This window comes from Enterobacter sp. MGH 33, from assembly GCF_000534535.1.
Lineage (GTDB): Bacteria > Pseudomonadota > Gammaproteobacteria > Enterobacterales > Enterobacteriaceae > Enterobacter > Enterobacter hormaechei_C.
Map to the genome: position 1 here is coordinate 307,521 of NZ_KI973212.1, position 19,532 is coordinate 327,052.

18 protein-coding genes are annotated in these 19,532 nt (G+C 53.3%); 10 read left to right on the forward strand and 8 right to left on the reverse strand.

What is annotated here, in order from left to right; translation table 11 throughout:
- Nucleotides 1-132 precede the first annotated feature (132 nt).
- Entirely contained in the window at nucleotides 133-702 is a 570-nt protein-coding gene (locus tag L379_RS22365) for a TetR/AcrR family transcriptional regulator (RefSeq protein ID WP_000104919.1), read from the reverse strand.
- 185 nt (nucleotides 703-887) lie between these two features.
- On the opposite strand from L379_RS22365, the gene L379_RS22360 reads away from it, so the two are divergent.
- Nucleotides 888-1,307 (forward strand): GNAT family N-acetyltransferase, encoded by a 420-nt coding sequence (locus L379_RS22360; RefSeq protein ID WP_017383664.1) that lies wholly within the window; start codon nucleotides 888-890, stop codon nucleotides 1,305-1,307.
- Here L379_RS22360 and L379_RS22355 read toward each other — a convergent pair.
- On the reverse strand, nucleotides 1,304-1,951 hold the full coding sequence (locus L379_RS22355; RefSeq protein WP_032103773.1) for a TetR/AcrR family transcriptional regulator: 648 nt from the start codon (nucleotides 1,949-1,951) through the stop codon (nucleotides 1,304-1,306). The genes L379_RS22360 and L379_RS22355 overlap by 4 nt on opposite strands.
- A gap of 78 nt (nucleotides 1,952-2,029) precedes the next feature.
- Here L379_RS22355 and L379_RS22350 point away from each other — a divergent pair, with 78 nt between their 5' ends.
- Both L379_RS22350 and nlpA read left to right on the forward strand, forming a co-directional pair.
- Nucleotides 2,030-3,529, forward strand: a complete 1,500-nt coding sequence (locus L379_RS22350; RefSeq protein ID WP_032652068.1) for an MDR family MFS transporter — start codon at nucleotides 2,030-2,032, stop codon at nucleotides 3,527-3,529.
- A 229-nt stretch (nucleotides 3,530-3,758) separates the two neighbouring features.
- Nucleotides 3,759-4,559, forward strand: a complete 801-nt coding sequence (nlpA, locus tag L379_RS22345; RefSeq protein WP_023302839.1) for a lipoprotein NlpA — start codon at nucleotides 3,759-3,761, stop codon at nucleotides 4,557-4,559.
- 33 nt (nucleotides 4,560-4,592) lie between these two features.
- Here the strand turns inward: nlpA and L379_RS22340 are convergent, their stop codons facing one another.
- Both L379_RS22340 and L379_RS22335 read right to left on the reverse strand, forming a co-directional pair.
- Nucleotides 4,593-5,273, reverse strand: coding sequence for an EAL domain-containing protein (locus L379_RS22340; RefSeq protein WP_017383661.1), 681 nt, complete (start codon nucleotides 5,271-5,273; stop codon nucleotides 4,593-4,595).
- 75 nt (nucleotides 5,274-5,348) lie between these two features.
- Nucleotides 5,349-5,969, reverse strand: a complete 621-nt coding sequence (locus L379_RS22335) for a LuxR C-terminal-related transcriptional regulator (protein WP_015570093.1) — start codon at nucleotides 5,967-5,969, stop codon at nucleotides 5,349-5,351.
- Between the two features lie 570 nt (nucleotides 5,970-6,539).
- Between L379_RS22335 and L379_RS22330 the strand changes: the two genes are divergently transcribed.
- Entirely contained in the window at nucleotides 6,540-7,175 is a 636-nt protein-coding gene (locus L379_RS22330) for a LuxR C-terminal-related transcriptional regulator (RefSeq protein WP_015570092.1), read from the forward strand.
- 6 nt (nucleotides 7,176-7,181) lie between these two features.
- Here the strand turns inward: L379_RS22330 and L379_RS22325 are convergent, their stop codons facing one another.
- Genes L379_RS22325 through L379_RS22310 form a run of 4 tightly spaced genes read right to left on the reverse strand, consistent with a single transcriptional unit; the run spans nucleotide 7,182 to nucleotide 12,099 of the window.
- Nucleotides 7,182-8,246: a fimbrial protein gene (locus tag L379_RS22325; RefSeq protein WP_032103777.1), complete on the reverse strand. Its 1,065-nt coding sequence runs from the start codon at nucleotides 8,244-8,246 to the stop codon at nucleotides 7,182-7,184.
- Nucleotides 8,247-8,261: 15 nt separating this feature from the next.
- Nucleotides 8,262-10,754: a fimbria/pilus outer membrane usher protein gene (locus L379_RS22320; RefSeq protein ID WP_032652070.1), complete on the reverse strand. Its 2,493-nt coding sequence runs from the start codon at nucleotides 10,752-10,754 to the stop codon at nucleotides 8,262-8,264.
- A 15-nt stretch (nucleotides 10,755-10,769) separates the two neighbouring features.
- Entirely contained in the window at nucleotides 10,770-11,462 is a 693-nt protein-coding gene (locus L379_RS22315; protein ID WP_015570089.1) for a fimbrial biogenesis chaperone, read from the reverse strand.
- Between the two features lie 52 nt (nucleotides 11,463-11,514).
- A complete protein-coding gene (locus L379_RS22310; protein WP_017383657.1) occupies nucleotides 11,515-12,099 on the reverse strand; it encodes a fimbrial protein in 585 nt (194 codons plus the stop codon).
- Nucleotides 12,100-12,473: 374 nt separating this feature from the next.
- Between L379_RS22310 and L379_RS22305 the strand changes: the two genes are divergently transcribed.
- The 6 genes from L379_RS22305 (at nucleotide 12,474) to L379_RS22280 (ending at nucleotide 19,526) form a co-directional block, all read left to right on the forward strand.
- The gene (locus tag L379_RS22305) at nucleotides 12,474-13,286 is read left to right on the forward strand and encodes a winged helix-turn-helix domain-containing protein (RefSeq protein WP_015570087.1); all 813 of its coding nucleotides are present in this window, start codon (nucleotides 12,474-12,476) and stop codon (nucleotides 13,284-13,286) included.
- Between the two features lie 18 nt (nucleotides 13,287-13,304).
- Nucleotides 13,305-13,775: a hypothetical protein gene (locus L379_RS22300; RefSeq protein ID WP_017383656.1), complete on the forward strand. Its 471-nt coding sequence runs from the start codon at nucleotides 13,305-13,307 to the stop codon at nucleotides 13,773-13,775.
- 227 nt (nucleotides 13,776-14,002) lie between these two features.
- A complete protein-coding gene (locus L379_RS22295) occupies nucleotides 14,003-14,626 on the forward strand; it encodes a common pilus major fimbrillin subunit EcpA (protein ID WP_003860995.1) in 624 nt (207 codons plus the stop codon).
- 45 nt (nucleotides 14,627-14,671) lie between these two features.
- Nucleotides 14,672-15,349, forward strand: coding sequence for an EcpB family pilus assembly chaperone (locus tag L379_RS22290; RefSeq protein WP_015570085.1), 678 nt, complete (start codon nucleotides 14,672-14,674; stop codon nucleotides 15,347-15,349).
- A gap of 6 nt (nucleotides 15,350-15,355) precedes the next feature.
- Nucleotides 15,356-17,950 carry a CS1-pili formation C-terminal domain-containing protein gene (locus tag L379_RS22285; RefSeq protein ID WP_032652072.1) on the forward strand — a complete coding sequence of 865 codons (2,595 nt, stop codon included), beginning with the start codon at nucleotides 15,356-15,358 and terminating at the stop codon, nucleotides 17,948-17,950.
- Complete coding sequence (locus L379_RS22280; RefSeq protein ID WP_023302845.1) at nucleotides 17,928-19,526, forward strand: hypothetical protein; 1,599 nt, start codon at nucleotides 17,928-17,930, stop codon at nucleotides 19,524-19,526. Before L379_RS22285 ends, L379_RS22280 begins: the two co-directional genes overlap by 23 nt.
- Nucleotides 19,527-19,532: the final 6 nt, after the last annotated feature.

Here is a 19,532-nt window from a genome sequence, read left to right on the forward strand (position 1 = left end):
TGAACGAAGCCTGCCCTGTTAATCGCTTAACAGGGAGGAGGGCTAATTAAAAGCACAGCGATCCCGCATCTCTGGCTGAGCCAGAAATGAAAAAAGGGAAATTACTTATTTCCGCTAATTATTCACATGCGATTACTTCGCAGAGAAAATCATATTTAAAATATTCTGGTATATAGGCTCTAATTGTTCTGATGGTACTTTTAAAGGCGTGAGTCGACGGTAAATCGTGCCTTCGATCATCACGGCGGTAATCTCCACGCAGCAGCGAATATGCTCATCGCTCAGGTGAGGGAACTGCTTTTTCAGGTGCTCACAGGCGTTGGCGAACATGCGGGCTTCGGCTTCGATCAGCATGTTTGCCACCAGCGGATTGCGCGTGGCCTCTGCGGACATTTCGAGCATCAGCGCGTCATCGTCTTCGTTAAGCGTCTGGCGCCAGGCAAGCGCCTGCGGCATCCCTTCAACCAGGGTTTTGCCCTGCATCTCTTCAATACGTGAGTCGATAATGCGCCGGATCATCTCTTCAATAATCGCGTCTTTGTTACTGAAATAGCGATAGATTTGTCCGACGCTGAGCCTGGCTTCGCTGGCGATCTGCGACATGCTGGCAGCGTGAAATCCACTGGCGCGAAAGCAGCGGCGCGCGGCGGTAATGATTTCGTCCTGCCGCAGTTTTTGTCGTTCTTCCAGCTTTGTACTCATTGTCGGCTACCGTAAAAAGTGAGAATGATCGTTCTCATTATACGTTTTCGGAGACTATTGGAAAGGCTTTTTTTATTTACATATTGAATGAATATTTCCAGGTATAAACAATGGAGAAAATAAGGAGTTTTTATGAAGGTTAAGCTGTGAGATATTCAGATTGCGCTGAAAATAAGGAGAGAATTATGCATCTGAGCATTACAGATAATGTCACAGCCGAAGAAAAAGAAGAATTATTAACGGGGCTAAGAGCCTATAACGCGCAGTTTTTAGATCTGTCGACATTTGGCGGCGATATTGGCGTATATATGCGAGACGACAATGGCGTCATGCTGGGCGGGTTAATCGGCGTACGGAAAGGCGACTGGCTGAACATCGACTATCTGTGGGTCAGCGACAGCGTGCGGGGAACGGGCGTGGGAAGCCAGCTTATCAAAACGGCTGAAGAGGAGGCCCGTCGCAAAGGCTGTCGTCACGCGCTGGTGGATACGGTCAGCTTCCAGGCGCGTCCGTTCTATGAAAAACAGGGTTATCAGGTGCAGATGTCCTTGCAGGACTACCCTTATCAGGGAATGCAGAGACACTATCTGTCCAAAAATCTTTAACCGCCGATCCCGGTGCCTATCACGGCTAACACGTGGCGCACCACGATCTCCGGCGAGAGGGCGTTAAGCCTCTCGTCATTGCGCATGCGGGAGAACGGCACCAGCACCAGGCTCAGCAGCGTTGTGAACAGCAGTTCGGGGGCCAGCGCCGGATTCAGCTTTCCTTCCTGCTGCCAGCCTTTGATGGTTGCCAGCGTGGTGTGATATTTCTCATCGCCAAAGCGTGCCTGCAAATGGGTGCGCAGTACCGGCATCTCGCCAATCACCTCCTGCATCCACAGCGGGGCAAACCAGCGATACTTTTCCGCCAGTTCGGCCAGCACCCTGACCATTTCCGTCAGGGCATCCACCGGCGAATCCCGGTTGTCGGCGAAAATCGCCCCGATCCGCTCGCGTAACGGCAGGAAGCGCTCCTCAATCATCGCATCCAGTAACTGTTCTCTGGAGTTGAAGTAGTAGTGCAGCATGGCGGGCGTCACGCCTGCTTCGCGGGCGATGGCGTTCAACGACGTATTGGCGATCCCTTGGCGGGAAAAGAGGTTCAGGGCGATGTCCAGCAGCTGTTCACGGCTGGCGGTAACGCGCTTGCCGCCGCGTGGCCGACCGGGGCGGCGGGGTTCAGAATTGTCCTTTTGTGCTGGCATGGTCACCGTATCTCTTGATCTTATTCATCACTTCCACAAATATTAATTATACGATTAATTAATTTCAAGTGATGTCTTATGGAGTCCGACGTAATGACTCAACCTGCGAAAAAGGCGCCGTCGATTAAGCTGCTGTTCAGCGCACTCCTGCTGGTGATGCTGCTCTCGGCGCTGGATCAGACCATTGTTTCCACCGCGCTGCCGACCATCGTCGGTGAGCTGGGCGGGCTGGATAAGCTCTCGTGGGTGGTAACGGCCTATATCCTCAGTTCGACCATCGTGGTGCCGCTGTACGGCAAATTCGGCGATCTGTTTGGCCGAAAAATCGTTCTGCAAATCGCGATTGTGCTGTTTCTTGTAGGGTCCGCGCTGTGCGGTCTGGCGCAGAACATGACCCAGCTGGTGCTGATGCGCGCCCTGCAAGGTCTGGGGGGCGGCGGTCTGATGGTGATCAGCATGGCTGCCGTGGCGGACGTGATCCCGCCTGCCGATCGGGGTCGCTATCAGGGGTTGTTTGGCGGCGTGTTTGGCCTGGCGACGGTGATAGGGCCGCTGATCGGCGGGTTTATCGTTCAGCACGCATCCTGGCGCTGGATTTTCTACATCAACCTGCCGCTGGGGCTGTTTGCCCTGCTGGTGATTGGCGCGGTTTTCCACGGCAGCGCGCGGCGCAGCAAGCATGAGATTGACTACCTGGGGGCGATTTACCTCAGCATGGCGTTGCTGTGCATCATTCTGTTTACCACCGAGAGCGGGACGATCCGCCAATGGAGCGACCCGCAGCTGTGGTGCATTCTGGCCTTCGGCCTGACGGGGATCGCCGGGTTTATCTACGAAGAGCGGCTGGCGTGGGAGCCGATTATCCCGCTGTCGCTCTTCCGCGACCGCAGCTTCCTGCTCTGTAGCCTGATCGGTTTTATTATCGGCATGTCGCTGTTTGGCTCCGTCACTTTCCTGCCGCTCTATTTACAGGTGGTAAAAGACGCCACGCCGACGCAGGCCGGTTTGCAGCTGATCCCCCTGATGGGGGGGCTGTTGCTCACCTCCATCATCAGCGGGCGCATCATCAGCCGTACCGGGAAATATCGTCTGTTCCCGATCCTCGGCACGCTGCTCGGCGTGGTGGGGATGGTATTACTGACGCGCATTTCAATCACCTCCCCAACCTGGCAGCTGTACCTGTTTACCGGCGTGCTGGGCATGGGGCTGGGACTGGTGATGCAGGTGCTGGTGCTGGCGGTGCAGAACAGCGTGTCAGCCGATCAATACGGCGTCGCGACGTCTGGGGTGACGCTGTTCCGTTCCATTGGCGGGGCGATTGGCGTTGCGCTGTTTGGCGCGGTGTTCACCCATATTCTGCAATCAGGCCTGATCGACAGGCTGCCGGAAGGGGCGGAACTGCCGCGCGAACTTAATCCCGTTGCCATACACCATCTGCCTGATGCCCTGCGTCTGGACTATCTGGATGCGTTCGGCTCGGCGATCCATGCGGTATTCATGCTGGCGGCGGGGATTATGGTGCTGGCGTTTGTGCTGTCGTGGTTTTTGCGCGAAGCGCCGCTGCGTCGGCAGGCGTGAGGGAAGCGGTTCTGCTTGCGCCTGGACTACCGTAGCCTGATGCCCATCGCCCGGTGGCGCTACGCTTACCGGGCCTACACTTCCCCCGTCACGTAGGCCGGGTAAGCGCAGCGCCACCCGGCAACAGGCCGCATATAACTTAACCGTCTTACTGATTCCTTTTCGTTTTTTAGCCTGCCGTCTCGTTGTCGATATAGTCTTCAAAACGTCTATCAAAAGGAACTGTCTCGTGAAACTTCGATTGGGTGCGCTTCTCCTGACTGGCCTGCTGCTCGCGGGCTGTGATCAGGGCGGCAATGATGCCAGACACATTAAAGTCGGCGTGATCAATGGCGCTGAGCAGGACGTGGCGGAAGTCGCCAAAAAGGTGGCAAAGGAGAAATACGGTCTGGATGTTGAGCTGGTGGGCTTTAGCGGCTCGCTGCTACCCAACGATGCCACCAACCAGGGCGAACTGGACGCCAACGTCTTCCAGCATCGCCCGTTCCTCGCAGAAGATAACAAGGCGCACAATTACAAGCTGGTCGCCGTGGCCAATACCTTCGTCTTCCCGATGGCGGGTTACTCCCGAAAGATTAAATCGGTCTCTGAGCTGAAGGACGGCGCAACCATTGCGATTCCAAACGATCCCACCAACCTTGGCCGCGCGCTGTTGCTGCTGCAAAAAGAGAAGCTGATTACCCTTAAACCGGATGTTGGGCTGCTGCCAACGGCGCTGGATATTACCGCGAACCCGAAAAACTTACAGATTATGGAGCTGGAAGGGGCGCAGCTGCCGCGCGTGCTGGACGATCCGAAAGTGGATGTGGCCATCATCAGTACCACCTATCTCCAGCAAACGGGGCTTTCTCCGGTACACGACAGCGTCTTTATCGAAGACAAAAACTCACCCTACGTGAATATTGTGGTCACGCGTGAAGAGAACAAAGACGCCGAAAACGTGAAGGAATTTATCCAGTCCTATCAGTCGCCGGAAGTGGCGAAAGCGGCGGAGACCCTTTTTAACGGTGGCGCGGTGCCGGGCTGGTAAGCCCCGGTAAAAAGGCCAGCGCTCCGCTGGCCGTCAAAGCGTTACGCGGGCATCGGTTCGGCTTTCGGGCCACAGAAAACCCTGACCAGACTGTGCGCCGGACGCGCGGGCGCGCGCCAGATCCCGCGAGTTTTCGATGCCTTCTATAAGAATTGATTGCGCGATACCTGCCCTGACCTCCTGTACAAACGGGGCAAGCGGCGCGCGCTCGCGCAGCGCTGAGCGGTCAATTTTCACCCCATCCAGCGGCAGCGCAAGCCGCGCGAACGCCTCCGCCAACTCCCGGGTTAAATCGTCCAGCCAGATTTGCCATCCCACCTCTTTTAACCGAACAAGCGTGGCATGAAGGCGACGTTGCTCATCCTCGCTCAGCCGTGTGATGGTGAGGGGATCCTGAATTTCAATCGTTAACCGCTGCTGATGGCGTAACGCCAGCAACAACCGGATAGCGCGTTCGTTGAGAAGGTGTTCTGCCGGAAGGTTTAGCCAGTAAGCGTCCCGGGCGGGTATCTGTAACAGGGTGTTGGCCTGCCAGAAGAAGATTTGCAGCGCGCTGCGCGAGGGCAGCGAGGCAAACAACACCTCAAGATTGACGTTATGGATCTCCACGAGAACTTCATGCGCGAACACCTGGCCCGAATGAAGATCGACAAGAGGCTGGAATCGCAGCCCTGAGATACGTTGCAACAGGGGAGAGGGAAGAACGGTATACATGGAACAGCCTTCAGGAAATGAAAAAAGGTTCCCGCGGACACGGGAACAAAAGGCAAACGACACACGGTCAAATTCTTAATTCAGGATCCAGCGAATGCTCTGGTAAAACGAGGGGCCACGCACGGCCTTAAGCTTGTTCATGGCGTTGTTCTTATAAAAGTAAACCAGCCTGACGTTACACCCCAGCTGACGGGCGATTTGCTTGGTTTTGAGATTACAGGAATAGCCGCGCAATACGCTGGCCTCCTCGCTGGACAACCTCGCCGGGGTGCGTAAGCGGGTCGTCATGCCTACGTTGTAACGGCCAGACTCTTGCGGCGTCTGGCTCATCAGTATTTGCCACAGCGCTTTGATATCCCCCAGGGAGACTCTTTTGCTGATGACTCCATCAACATGTTTGAATTTCAAATAGCCGGCGGATAACGAATAGATATAGATCTTCGCCGTCACTTGTTTCTGTTTAATACAGAGAATGTCGTCATTCGTCGTCACCCGGAAATGACGCGTATTCAACGGATCATAAATGATGATATCAAAGAGTTGTTCACTCATAGCAAGTTCTTCGATATGGGTAAATCCATGGAAAATAACGTCGTGTTTTTCATCAGGCTCACGCTTTCCAAGCGATTGCAGGCCAATCATCGTGAATTCGCAGCTGTCAACAACGGCAACGTGAATTGTTTTTTTATTTTGCATTGGCATTCTCCTTTCGCTGAGTAAACAGTCCATATAAGAGAAAATGGCGGTTCGCACTCTCTTATTAAAAGAATAGCGAGCACTTTTTTAAATAACGCGATGCGATGGCATCAATGTAAGCCAATACAAACCGTCGAGTAAAGCTGAAGCCAATTATTAGCGGAAGATAAAATTGAAAAATGGTTTTAATGGTATATGTAATTGTTTTAATCTTCTAATAATATTCATGCCAGATTTTTATTCTGTAAATGAGCGGATAATAAGCATCAGAAGGTTGATTAATGGGGTTAATCCACCGTCTTTTCAGTGATTTACTGCTGTTTCTGTAAGAAAAATTGTGATCGTGGCAGGGTTATCGACAGGGCTTTATCTGCGAGGGGAAACGGCGCGCAGAATAAAATAGAATTTTTTCTATGAATTTAATGTCCTTGTTCAGATTTTTAAGCCTGAGAAGGATAAAATCCTGGCGCGAAGAGGTTGTGAGTGGTGAGTACATAAACTATTATCATTTTCCTCCGGTCACGAGAATTTAGAAAAGACATGAATAATACTGAACGTATCGTAAGGGTAATGGTGTTTTACAAAATAAATATATTTAAAGAGATAATATTCCGGGCGCTCCAGGATCTTTTACCCGATTACGTACTGAACATTACTCAGGTCGATTCCACAGAACAGGCGCTGGCGGCGGTGGCGGATAATAACGTGGATGTTTTCTTCACTGAATTTAATTATCTGCTTAATCATAAAGAGTGGAGTGCGGAGGTCAGCAGCCGTTTTACATCTTTATGTAAAACCCATCACGTCAGGCGTGTTCTGTTGGTGCCCGAGCTGCCTTACGGGCTGTTAAAAAAAGTTCTGGAGATGAAATTTGAATTAACCATCAGTCAGCAGGATGAATTGACTGAACTGAAAAAGGAATTACCCGCGTTGCTCATGGCGGACGGGCAAAAACCGTCGATCTCTTCGTGGCTCAGGCGGGTAATGCGGTCCGGCTCCCGGGCGCGTTCCATCCTCTCGGCCAGAGAGTGGGAGGTGCTCCATCTTATCGTGGAAGGATTTTCAACGACGGAGATTGCCCGTCATCGAAACCGTTCGGTCAGTACCATTGCGACACAGAAACACAATGCAATGAAAAAGCTGAATCTTTCCAACCACAGCGAACTGATTAAGTATGTGCAAGCGGTTGGAAAGATGGAGGAATAGTTCACATCAGGGATAGATAATATTCAGCGTAGCCGATGTATTGATCTTACCCTGGCTCACCTGGGCGGGCGCCCACACGTAATAGTACGCCGCCATCGGAAGGGTGAAATGTTCGTCCAGCGCCGCGCCAGCCGCCACGCTGAAAATCATCGTGGCGTTGCCACGGCTGGTGGTTGAGGTAGAGAAGGTCACCGGCGTTTGCGGGGCGTCACGTTTTATCAGGCGGAGCCCCACGCCCTGCGCCGCGCTACTGCTGCTGTCGATCAGCACCGAGCTGTCGGTTGAGAGCAGCTGCGTGCTGGACAGAAACATCTCAATTGCCCGATCGGAATTGCCATTAACCCCGACGTTCTGACAGCTCATGTTCAGTGAAAAAGGCGTCAGCCCCGGCTGTGAGGATGCACTGAGCTGGGGAATGCCGAGCGTCGGCAGCGCCACGGTCAGCCCCGCATTATCAAAGGAACAGGTAGTCAGTTTCGGCGCGTATTTGATGATCATCGGTTGACCAAACATATCTCGGTTGTCGTAAGGCCACTTGAACCCGCTGAATAACCACTGCGCTATCTTGATGACCTGATTGATTGGCCAGGTGATGATTTCCCAGATGGATAACCCGCTCATGTCGCTGACGAACAGAACGTCGCTCATGTTCGCCGTATCCCCCGTCAGGGTGGTACCGCTCTGGTTAACGAGGGTGAAGCGAACCGTAAACGGTGTGTTCAGCTCAGACGCCGTATGGCTACCGCTGGCAGACAGGGTTTTATTGGCCGGGGGATCGGTGATCTCCGCCCGCACCATATACTTGTTATTGCTGAACCCGAGGATGGTCGCGTATTTGCTGTCGGTCGAGAGGATCGGCGTGTAAGAAAATTCACTGTTACCCGTCGTACAGTTGAACGAGCCGCTGTACTGGGTGCTGAAGCTGCCGGTCCATGTGGGCGTGGCCGGGCTCAGCTTATCCGATAAATCAATGGTAATCGGTGTGCCATAAACGATGCTGCTGCCGGAGCAGGTGGCATAGCTCATCCCGCTAATGCTGGTGAGGAGCAGGAACATGAATGATCGTAACATTTTGATAATCCGTAATTAATGGCAAACCGATGAGGGGCTGTTCAGCCCCCAGGCCGGGGAGGAGATTTCGCACTTTCCGCTGCGGAGATGCACGTTGAGCGCGCGTGGCGGCTGTTCAGCACGGATATACAGTACGCTGGCCTGGCCGACATACCCGACAGATCCACCGTGTTCATCCAGCACTTCGGTGCCAAACGGCAGCGGTTTGCCGTCGGTGCGCGTCGCATGAAGTACCCATGACTGGCGCTTATCGGTTTCGAAGCGGATATAACTCACCGCCCCGTCGTAAGGAGCCACGTTAGCCATATTGCCGATCACCTCCGCGCCAGCGCTGTTTTCCGTTTCAGTTAACGTAATGGCGTTTTTGCGATACGGGGTGGCGTAAGGCACCAGCGCCACGCCATCGCGGTTCGTCATAATGCTTTCATCGCCGTTCACCATCAGTCCCTCCGCCTTTGGCGCATCGACGATAGTCATGGTTGTGCCGGTTTCGTTTGAGGCGAGAACGTGCCACGGGTAGGCCACCAGGCTTCCGCGCCCGCTGAGCCCGGTCTGGCGGTAGTCGGAGGATTCGCTGTAAGAGCCACCGAGTGTCGCGAAGTTCGAACGGTACGCGGCGTTAACGCTTGCCGCATTTTTACCCCCACGCGCATTACTGCCGGAGAGGGTATAGCTCAGGCGGTTCGACGCCAGCGCGTTCCCGCTCATGCTGATATTGCTCTGTTCGTAATGCGAATCGCTGGCCGTCAGGCTGGAGGTGATCCACGCATTATTATCAAACAGCGAGAACGGCAGGCTGAGGGAGAGGTAAAGGCGCGTCTCTTCTTCACTGTCCCTGTTCCATACCCGGCTGGCCGACAGGGTATAGCTGGCGCGGCCGATGGCGTTGGAATAGCCCATCTGATACTCGCGCGTGGTTTGCTGTGAGTTCCAGTAATCGCGCTGTGTGCCGGAGACAAACACCGTGCCCCAGTTATTGAGCAGGCGCTGATTAAGGTTAAGCGTAAAGGTATTCTTGGGCTGCGCCGCGCGCAGGGCGTCCCAGGTGCTTAGCGACATGTCGGGCGCAACGCCAAACCGATCTTCATAGTCGTCGTACTGCGCTCTCAGGCGCTGATACCCTTCGCGCGAATAGAGCGCGTCGCTGAAGCTGTAATAGCCTTTAGTGGAATAGCGATAGGCCGCCAGGGTGAAGTTGGTGGCGGTGGTATCGATAAATTTGCTGTACGACACGCGATAACTCTGACCGCTGCTGGTGCGATCCTGTAGGGTGGTTTTGGCGTGGGTGACATCAAACGAGACCGCGCCAAAGGGAAGGTTCCACCCGGTACCGATAAGCCCGGCCTGGTAGTTATCGCTAATAATCGTCCCGGTATACCCGGTGATGAGGTTATTAAACCCGTAGCGCAGCGTGGCCTGCATGAATGCGGGTTCGGCATCGAGCGTGTTCTGATGCACTTTACCCGCCACTACGCTGTACTGGCTCACCCCTTCTTTTAGCATCCCGGGCACGGCGGAAAACGGCACCGTGAAGGACTGCTGTGAACCGTCCGCTTCACGCACCACCACCAGCAAATCGCCCGCGGACCCGGTAGGCTGAATGCTGTCGAGGGTAAACTGGCCCGGCGGCACGTTCTCCTGATAGATCACGTTGCCATTCTGGATAACTTTCACCAGGGCGTTCGTCCTTGCCACGCCGTGAACCACCGGTGAAAAACCCTGCTGTGAATTTGGGCGCATCTTCATATCCGACGCCAGCGACACGCCGCGCACGCGCAGGGAATCAAACAGATCGCCAGGAATATAAAAGTCACCCAGCGTCAGGTTGGATTTCAGCGAGGCCAGGGGACGGCGCAGGTAGCGGGTATTATTCTGCCAGCTACTCTCTCCGCTGGCGGTTTTCCGCCAGGCGCTGCTGTCGCGAAACTGCCAGCCGAACAGGTTGGCGCCGGAATCCAGCCCGGCATAAAAATCATCATTTGTGTCTTTCGCAGTGCCTTTCGCGCGGGTGTTGTACCAGGTCGTGTTCCACGAGAGCATCAGCGCCGGGATCCCCTCGTCCCAGAACTGGGGGGCAATGTAACCTTCTTCAGTACGCTGCACGGCCGCCTGCGGAACGGTAAGCGCCAGACTCAGGGTGCTGGTATCGGTTTTGACTTCACCGCCCTGAACCAGATCGCGCAGCTGGACCTGCCCGTGCGCAATGGCGGGCGCAGGCACGGACGTGGTGTTGATGCCCAGCGACCGGGCATCTTTCCAGGCAAGGCGGATGTCGTCACGCTGCTCGCCGTAGATGACGGTATAACGTCCCTTCCAGCTGCCGTTTACGTAGATATCCATCTCCTGACTGCCGGCAGGCATGGCGTTGTTTTCGGAAAAGCGAGACAGATCGGACTCACCGGATGCGCCAGCAAGCAGGGAGGGATCAAACGAGACGGCCCCTGATTTATGCGAAAGCAGAAGCGTGCAGACTGCCAGCAGACAGAGTCTGTTTTGTTTCATTTTCATGGTGAGTCTTTCCGATCACTGACTGGTGAAAGTCCGGGTTTTATACGCGCCAAGATCGTCCACATACATCAGCTGGAAGGTCTGTCCGCGCTTAACCGTATTTTTGGCGGCGACCGTCAGCTGCCCAAACGGGGAAACCATCGGGGACTCCTGGAGCAATTTCGTTTTACCCAGCGAAATATTGGCGACCGTAATATGGAACGGACTGTTATTTGTAATGCGAAAGCGATCGCCGTCGGCGGCGAGCGTCAGTTTCGCCACCGCGTCATCCAGCGTGCCTTTCAGCGCAGCGGGCCGATAAAAAAGTTTGATACGGGATTTAATCGCCAGCTGAACGGTATTCTGGTTTTGCAGATTTTCAGGTCTGGGCGGAATGTCGAGGACATTCAGGAAAAAGACGGATTCGCGATCCGCAGGCAAGCTGGACGGCAGCTTTTTAATACGAAGCTGTTGACCATTATGTTCGTTAACCTTTATCACCGGCGGCGACAACAGAAACGGCACATTGGCTGTTTCCGGCGTGGAATTAATATCACCGTCATCTATCCAGGATTGTACCAGAGCCGGCGCATCGCCCGTATTCATTAACTGGACGATCACCTCTTTGTTATTTTCAGGATAAAGGACACGGGTGCCATTAATGACAATATTGGCCCATGAGTGACCCGTGCTTAGCAGTAAGCCTGCCAGCAAAATTGCCTTGCGCATGATTGCAACCTTAAATACAGGCTCTGCGAAAACAGAGCCTGAATAATCACTATTACAGGTAGGAAATGGTATACGTTACGTTGGAGCTTAACTCGCCCACGGTGGCGGCAGCGGCGTTTGTTTTATAGTAATAAACGTCCAGCGTCAGCGTTTCGGAATCTGGCGCGGTCGCTGTACCCATAATATTTGTCGTGTAAGGCTGGTTCAGGGTAATAGGCGTAGACGAACCTGGCTCCACTAACGCAAAGCCGACATTACGTGCCACGCTGGCATCGCTTTCGTTCACGCTGTTATTCAGCAGGTATTTACCGTCAGTGGAAATATTATCCGCGCTGGAGAAATAAACTTTCAGCGGGGTACCGGTCGTTCCGGCTGCTGGTGAGCAACCAGAGAATGTCAGCGCAATAGATTTTTTATTTCGGGTGATCAGGCCAACCGTTGTGCCCGCATCTTTTACCGAAATAGGGGAAAGCGCAACGGTAAAGTCCGCGCTTTTACCGCCGTTAATGGTACAGGTTGTATCGGTAATAGCGCCGGTAAAGTTAATGATACCACCCGCCGAATTGTCTGCGGCCACTGCGCTGGTAGAGGCAATAGCGGCGGCCAGCAGTGATACGGTCATGATCGATTTGAACATGATAAACTCCATGAAGATTTGTGTTATTTAAAATGAATGTTAATCGGCTACACATGTCCCTGATGTACCGGCTAGACGCATGGCGACTCGGGAGAATGCTTTGACGATATTATGTTGCACTAAAAAAGTACATAACAAAACATTATTCCAATAACTTCTAAAGTTTAAGATTATAATCTTGTCAGTATGTTTTTTTTAATGTTTTAACCTAAATACGTTGGTTCGAAGATTTTTATTAATGCTTTAATAATCGTTAATTAATGAAGCTTTATGAATTCATCTCTCAATTAATATCACGCGACTTGACCACACAAACTTTAGACTTATTATTGCCTGGCAAATGCACAAAAATTTAACAATGGCGTAATAATAATATGAAGTATCTCATTGATCTTACAATGCTTTATGAAGTCGACACCGGTATGATCATGATTAATGGAGAGGAAGAGTCATCCATTAAGTTATCTAACCAGGCGGGTCGTCTGCTTTATGAACTTATCATCAATAATGGTAAAACACTCGACAGAGACGACCTGATAAAGAAGGTCTGGGAGGATCATGGTTTCTCTGGTTCTTCGGTGAGTCTAAATGTTGCCATAAGTGAAATCAGAAAAGCATTTCGTACATTAGGCTGCGACCCTTTACTGATAAAAACGATACGTGGCAAGGGATTTAGCCTTGCCGCGCATATTGAACACCACACGGTCAGGCCGCCGGTTATTTCAACGCTTAGCGAAGAATCTGCCTCTGAAGCATTCGATACGCTAGCGCATAAGAAAGATGCCGATCCGCCTAAACAAATAATATCGCTGCACAGACTCTTTATTTCTCTCTGCACGTTATTACTGATTATTGTTACCGGCACCGCTGTTTTACTGTTGCACCAACGGGATTCCTATGCCGAGAGCCTGAAAGATTCTGATATGCATCTGCTCGGTAAAGTGGACAGGTGTACGATATACCTGATCGATAAGAATATGTATCAGCCGCGACAGCACTACTTTAATCACGTAAAAGAGGTCATCGCCAGTCAACATATCGACTGTCAGCATCAGGTTGCAGATGCTTACTATTCCAGGTTTAAAAAGTCGCAGATAGAAAATTATTTCCTGGCCATCTGTTATCAGCAGGACAGTATCGACGATTATAAGAACTGCATTTCTTACAGAAGCCTGACCGGGAGTTAAAATATGTCAAGGACTAAAATGAGTGTACTGTTCAGTATCGTACTGGCGCTGTCTGTCATCGCGTTGTTATGGGTCTATTTTACCAGAACGCAGGATGAGGGGTTTGGCTGCCAGTCAGATACCATTTCCTGGAAAACCTATTCCACGGGTGAGTCAACCGATATGTCGCTAACCACGCTTTTCCTGTTTAACAACAAAGATGTTGTGACGGTTATTCATAAAGGCGTACTCAAGAAAGAGGGCAAAAGCTACCTGATTGACAGAAATTACACGCTCAGCGTGGAAAAGGTCGACGGCAGCAATATCTTTTATATTAAGGATAAAAAGCTGAATAAATCTGAAGATGATGCGGCGCCGGATGGCGTTGTAAACGAAATGTTACTTGATAATATCAACTTCTTCTATATTACCAGCGTAAAAAAACATGCGTGGTTAATTAAGGGGCTGGTGTTGCCTGTAATGATGTGTGTAGCTGTCCCGACGTCCTGATATTTCTCTTTATTGAAAAATCGATATTTATCTATTACTCGGGAAATTGAGTAATTTACTCAATACGTAACAATAAGATACGAGAAATTTATTTATATTTTTATTGTTGCTATCCGTCGAGTGAATTTTTCTGTATTGCCTCGTTATTTTGCGGCTGTCTATACTCCGCCTCGAAAAAGGGGCTCCCCTTTTTATACACGTGGATTCTTTTTTGAAGGACTAAATAAATGAACAAACTGAACGCTATCGTTCTGGGCTCCCTGCTGTCTGTTTCTGCCCTGAGCGCAGTTAATGCAGCTGAAACCACGGCTTCTGCCACCTGGCAGGCAACCGCGACCAAAGACAGCGAATCCGATCTGGTTGTTACGCCAACGCGTGCTTTGAACTTCGTTTACAGCGCCAATACCAAATCTTTCAACACCGATACCGGTCTGTTTGATGTGGCTATCCGTGGCGATCACTCTACGGCGACCAGCTTCAAACTCGAAGCTATCCTCGACGATTCAAACAACACGCTGTTCAGCGTGGGTGGTGAAGCGACCAAGCTGAAAGTGGGTGCGCGTTGGGGCGGTAACGACCTGGGCTCTATCGGTGGCACCGTGGGGGCGAAATCGACCGCATGGACCACGCTGGTTGATTCTTCTTCTAACACCGGCGTCTCTTCTGGCCTGTGGAACCTGACCACCAGCGCAGGCGCGGCGGCAGATACCGAAATTACCGGCCAGGACAAATTCGTCTTCTACGTTGACTCCGCTCAGGACAACGCGGGTACTGCGAAAGAGTTCAAAGACCTGACCAACAGCCTGTGGGAAGGGACCGTGTCTGTTGCGTTCCGCGCAACCTGGGGCTAAGGCCTGATCGATCCAGGGGCGCAAGCCCCTGTTTAGGGAAATAGCATGTTTAACCTCAAATCCACCTTCTTATTTTTATTATTTATCTCTTCCTCCGCGCTGGCCATTAATGTGGGAAAAGTCACCACCATTATTTCTGCGGATGCTGACTCCACCGCCAAGGAAATAAAAAACGAAGCAGACAGCGTGCGTATTGTTTCTGTTCGCGCACAGCGGATCAGCAGCCCAATGGATGAAGGGATCGTCATTAATCCGGAGAAAGTGGACGAACTGTTGCTGACGCCCACGCGCATGGTAATGCCCGCCGGTACCAGCAATATCGTCAAATTTTACTATCACGGGAACGCCGATAACAAAGAGCGTTACTACCGCATTACCTTCACGGATGAAGGGGTAAGCGAAGAGGTGGACAGCGGTTCGCCAAAAAACGGCACCGGGATGACGCGTGCGGTGGTGAGCACCATTCTGGTGGTTCAGCCCCGGGATAAGAAGATTGATTTCGTCTATGTGGCGGGAAAAATAACCAATAAAGGGAACACCTCGTTTCGCGTCAATGCGACCGGGACCTGCCTGAAGCCGAATCCGGAATCCCCCGGCACGCCGTGTAGCAAAAACTTCTACCTGATGCCAGAGACCTCGCGCGCTATCGAGGATATCAACGTTACGGATAACCATTTTCATCTCGGAATATGGGACCTGAAACAGTTCATTCCTGTTAAGTAAGGATGCATGGTGAAAAATAAATTAGTGTTGCCGGTGATGATGGCTTGCGCATCCGGCACGCTGCCCGCGCTTGCGCATGCAGCCTCAAGCTCCGTGGTTATCGCTAATTACCGTTTTCCCGACTCGCTTTATGCACTGCTGGAGCAGGGGATCAAAATTCCCGTCTATCTGGTGAATACGCGTCCACACTCAGCACAACAAGGGAACCACGAAGGCACGGCGAGCGAATATGTTCGTATCGGTGACGTGACGCTCTTTGCAAAAGATCTGAAGCTGGGGCTGAGGGATGTTCAGGTCCAGGAGTCTGATAACGGCATTCGTCTGTCAAAAGAGATGCGGGCGTTACTGCAAAGCATTAACGATAAGCAGTTTGATGACCAGATGCGTATTCCTGTTAGCGCGGGTTCGGCGTTCGAACTGGATCAGAAAAAAATGCGCCTGTTGCTGAATCTGTCGCAGAGCGACTACGGGGTGAATATTCGCCCGCGTGAGGTGGACATTGATGCGCCGGAGTCTGACGACCTGAGCGGCACGTTCTCCTACAACCTCGGAGCGTATCACACCGAGAGCGGCTACGGTGACAGCTGGTCGTCGGGCTATCTGAACGCGAGAAACTGGATCTCAATGGGCGTCGATCATGTGCTGATCGACGGCTCTGGCTACGTCAACGAGAACAGCAGCGATACCCAGATGAACGCGGTTATGTGGGAGCGCGACTATCAGGGGATGCGCTACGCCGCGGGCATGCTGAACGGCTGGGCGATGCAGTCTCTGGCGAGCGTCAGCGGGATTTCCGGCGGTGAAGTCTACGGCGTTTCCATGGGCAACCAGGCCAACTCTCGCAAGCGCGATAACACACTCTCTCTGACGCCGGTGGTGGTCTATTTTCCCACGGCGGGCGAGGCCCGTATTCGTCGTGACGGGCAGCTTATCGGCATTCAGCGCTTTGACGTCGGCAACCATGAAATTGACACCAGCAGCCTGCCCTACGGGATCTACAGCGTCGAAGTTGAAGTGGTGAGCGGAAGCCGCACCGTGTCGCGCAGCATGTACACCGTAAATAAACCGTTCTCCAGCAACGTGTCGGAAACGCTGCGCTGGCAGATGTGGGGCGGGATGTATAGCCGCGATAAATCCGTCGTCAATTATAAAAAATACGCGAAACGCAAAAACGAGCAGGATAACACCTACTACTACGATTACGACACCAAACATAAAGACACCATGTCGCTGGTGGGAGCCTCGTTCAGCAAGCGCAGCGGGATGGTCGACTGGAACGCCTCTACCTACATGATGCGGGAACACATCGTCAGCGAGCTGTGGGCCTCCCTGAACCTGACGGACTATTTCTCGGTGAATACCCAGACCATGGCCGCCTCCGACGGAACGTATCGCGCCAACTATGGGGCGAATCTCAGCCTGCCGTGGCAGATCGGCTCGGTGTGGTACTCCCATGAACAGCTCTCCAGCGGCAAGTTCCTGGATATCTATGAGAGCAAGGGCAACACCTGGGGCGCTTCCTTTAGCCTGCCGTCATTCGGCCTGCCCTCGGCAGGCAACCTGAGCCTGATGCGTCAGGAAGACGACCTCTATCGCTATAAACGCTATCAGCTGGACTACTCCCAGGGGTTATACGCCGGTCGCTACGGTACGGCGCGCCTGCGGGTGGGGATGTCGCGCAACAAATACGACGGGTATTACGAAGAGAAAGATCGTTACGTAATGCTCGATTTCGCCATACCGCTCGGCAATACCGTGTCGGTTGGCGTTTCCCACAATCGCGATACCGGCACGGCGTTGAACGTCAGCGCCAGCCGCCAGTTTGAGGGCGATTACCTGAAATCGGCTACCGCCAACGTCTCGAAAGCCTTTAACAGCCGCCAGGATCGCAGCGTAAGCGGCGGCGGCAGCGTGAACTTCGACACGCCGTGGAACAGCAACATCCTCAGCGTCCAGAGCGGCATGAGTAAAGGCTGGAACTCCACGCTGACCAGTGACGGCAGCGTGGGCTGGTCCAAAGAGGCCATCGCCGCCGGGAAAGGCACCGAAAGCGCAGGGGTGATTGTCAGTACCGGTCTCAAATCTGATGAAGCACTGACCCTGAAGCTTAACGGCCGGGCGGAACGCATCAAAGGGGATAAGACCTGGCTGTCGCTGCCGGCATACCAGGCTTATGACCTGGAAGTGATGAACAGTGAAACCGGTACGGAAAGCTATGAGATTGGCGCGAATGCGCGTCGCCATATCACGGTTTATCCGGGCAATACCGTGGTGATGAAGCCGCAGGTGAAGAAAATCGTCACCCTGTTTGGTCGTCTTGTGGATGCAAACGGGGCCCCGGTTGGCGCCATGCAGATCAAAAACCATGTCGGGCTGACCCGGACGGAAAACGACGGACGCTTCGTGATCGACGTTGATAAGAACAACCCTGTCCTGAGTATCGCCACGCCGGACGACAGCGTCTGCGAAGTGCGCCTGGACATCGAGTCTAACCGCGGTGCGCTGTGGCTCGGGGACATCTCCTGCGACAAAGGCGATTTTGTCTGGCAGGAAGCAAAAGGAACGCAGGAACGTGACGATGAAAAAGATATTCGCTCTTAATTTACTGCTGATGAGCGCGGCGGCCCAGGCGCAGGAGCTGCCCTATTTCGCCATTAATAACCCGGACAATAACGGTACGGGAAACAGCGCGGGGCTGTTTAGTCTGAACAGCACGTCGACCGCGTTTTTACACGGTTCGCGCGAGTGGCCGACCCTGAGTGCGAAAACGAATAACGGTATCGCCACTTACATCCCGGACAACAGCTACAGCGGTCCGGCAGGCAGCGCGCTGACCATCGACTTTTCGGTGACCGGTTCCAGCGCCTCTCCGTTCTTCAAAGGGACGGCGTGTTCCTCGTCCTGCGGCAACACGGGGTACACCCCGACGACCAGCTATACCGACACGTCGATGGTGGTTAAGCCGCCGGTGATGGAGCCCGGCACGTCATACGGGCGCTGGGTACTGGGCGATCCGTTCTTTAACTATCTGCTCAACGCCGCGCCAGGGGATGAAGTGACCATCACCTCCACGCCGCAAATCAGCTCCATCAACAAAGTGACCACCACCAATACGCTTCACAAGGTGGGCACGCTGACCATGACCAACGCCAGGGCGCTTAACCTGGGGATTGACCCGATCAGCGGTGAGGTGACGATTGTCGATGGATCAACGGGGGCCACCTGCACCAAATACACCCGCAACACGGTCTCTGGCGTCCTGTGCGACCTGCTCGAATACACGTTTGTTGGGGAGGATATCTCCGGTTACAACGGGGGGCTGGCGCTCACCTCTTCCCGCGTCAACAGCGTGCTGCAATCGCACATGAGCGGCGGCACCGGGCTTGCCGCCGAGCTGACCTTCGATGAAAACACCTGGTACAGTATCTCCGGCGGTATCCTGAGCGATACGCGTGTCCTGGCGAACACCTTCCTTGCAGCGCCGCAGAAAAACGGCGGCAAAGCGTCCCTTAAAATCTTTTTGCCGAAAGCGTTAATTCTGAGCGTGGCGCAGGCGGGGGACGGCAGCAACATTGGCAATATCGTCAGCCTGTGTCTGACGCCCGGCAACAGCTCGCTGGCGGCGGATTTCTGCTTCCAGCCGGGGGGCGGCCTGGTGATTAACCCTATCGAGCCCGGGCTGGAGATTGTGCCAGACAACCCGGATTACACCCTCGATCCTGACGGTCTGGGCGGCTCCGGGAAAGGCATTATCGGCGAAGCGCCCATTGAGATCCCCTACACCATCACCTACAGCGGGGCGCAAAAAGATGCGGCGATTGCGGTCACGGTAAAAGTCACCGGGCCTACCCAAAGCCTGAATGGGGTGGACTACTGCGCCTTTAGCGGCAACGGTTTCACGGTTCCCATTCCGGGCAACGTGCTGGTGGGGAAAAGCCAGACGCTGATGGCGCACAACTGTAAAGGCGAAGTACTGTCGATCCCGGCGCCGGCCACCCATGCGGAAGAGTGGGACAAAATGAGTTCCGGCGTGACCGATATGTGGCTCTGGAAAACACCGCTGATCCTCCAGTTCGTTATGGATAATCCGGTATCGAAAACCACCTATGACGGAAATAGCTGGTTTGGCGAAGTGACCGCGCAGGGAAGAATAGATGTTAGCGCATCCTGGAATTAATCAACC

Bases quoted from the DNA above. Each gene is read 5' to 3' on its own strand.
- L379_RS22365 (WP_000104919.1), bottom strand. From the start codon at position 702: ATGAGTACAAAGCTGGAAGAACGACAAAAACTGCGGCAGGACGAAATC.
- L379_RS22360 (WP_017383664.1), top strand. From the start codon at position 888: ATGCATCTGAGCATTACAGATAATGTCACAGCCGAAGAAAAAGAAGAA.
- L379_RS22355 (WP_032103773.1), bottom strand. From the start codon at position 1,951: ATGCCAGCACAAAAGGACAATTCTGAACCCCGCCGCCCCGGTCGGCCA.
- L379_RS22350 (WP_032652068.1), top strand. From the start codon at position 2,030: ATGGAGTCCGACGTAATGACTCAACCTGCGAAAAAGGCGCCGTCGATT.
- L379_RS22340 (WP_017383661.1), bottom strand. From the start codon at position 5,273: ATGTATACCGTTCTTCCCTCTCCCCTGTTGCAACGTATCTCAGGGCTG.
- L379_RS22335 (WP_015570093.1), bottom strand. From the start codon at position 5,969: ATGCAAAATAAAAAAACAATTCACGTTGCCGTTGTTGACAGCTGCGAA.
- L379_RS22330 (WP_015570092.1), top strand. From the start codon at position 6,540: ATGGTGTTTTACAAAATAAATATATTTAAAGAGATAATATTCCGGGCG.
- L379_RS22325 (WP_032103777.1), bottom strand. From the start codon at position 8,246: ATGTTACGATCATTCATGTTCCTGCTCCTCACCAGCATTAGCGGGATG.
- L379_RS22320 (WP_032652070.1), bottom strand. From the start codon at position 10,754: ATGAAAATGAAACAAAACAGACTCTGTCTGCTGGCAGTCTGCACGCTT.
- L379_RS22315 (WP_015570089.1), bottom strand. From the start codon at position 11,462: ATGCGCAAGGCAATTTTGCTGGCAGGCTTACTGCTAAGCACGGGTCAC.
- L379_RS22310 (WP_017383657.1), bottom strand. From the start codon at position 12,099: ATGTTCAAATCGATCATGACCGTATCACTGCTGGCCGCCGCTATTGCC.
- L379_RS22305 (WP_015570087.1), top strand. From the start codon at position 12,474: ATGAAGTATCTCATTGATCTTACAATGCTTTATGAAGTCGACACCGGT.
- L379_RS22300 (WP_017383656.1), top strand. From the start codon at position 13,305: ATGAGTGTACTGTTCAGTATCGTACTGGCGCTGTCTGTCATCGCGTTG.
- L379_RS22295 (WP_003860995.1), top strand. From the start codon at position 14,003: ATGAACAAACTGAACGCTATCGTTCTGGGCTCCCTGCTGTCTGTTTCT.
- L379_RS22290 (WP_015570085.1), top strand. From the start codon at position 14,672: ATGTTTAACCTCAAATCCACCTTCTTATTTTTATTATTTATCTCTTCC.
- L379_RS22285 (WP_032652072.1), top strand. From the start codon at position 15,356: ATGGTGAAAAATAAATTAGTGTTGCCGGTGATGATGGCTTGCGCATCC.
- L379_RS22280 (WP_023302845.1), top strand. From the start codon at position 17,928: ATGAAAAAGATATTCGCTCTTAATTTACTGCTGATGAGCGCGGCGGCC.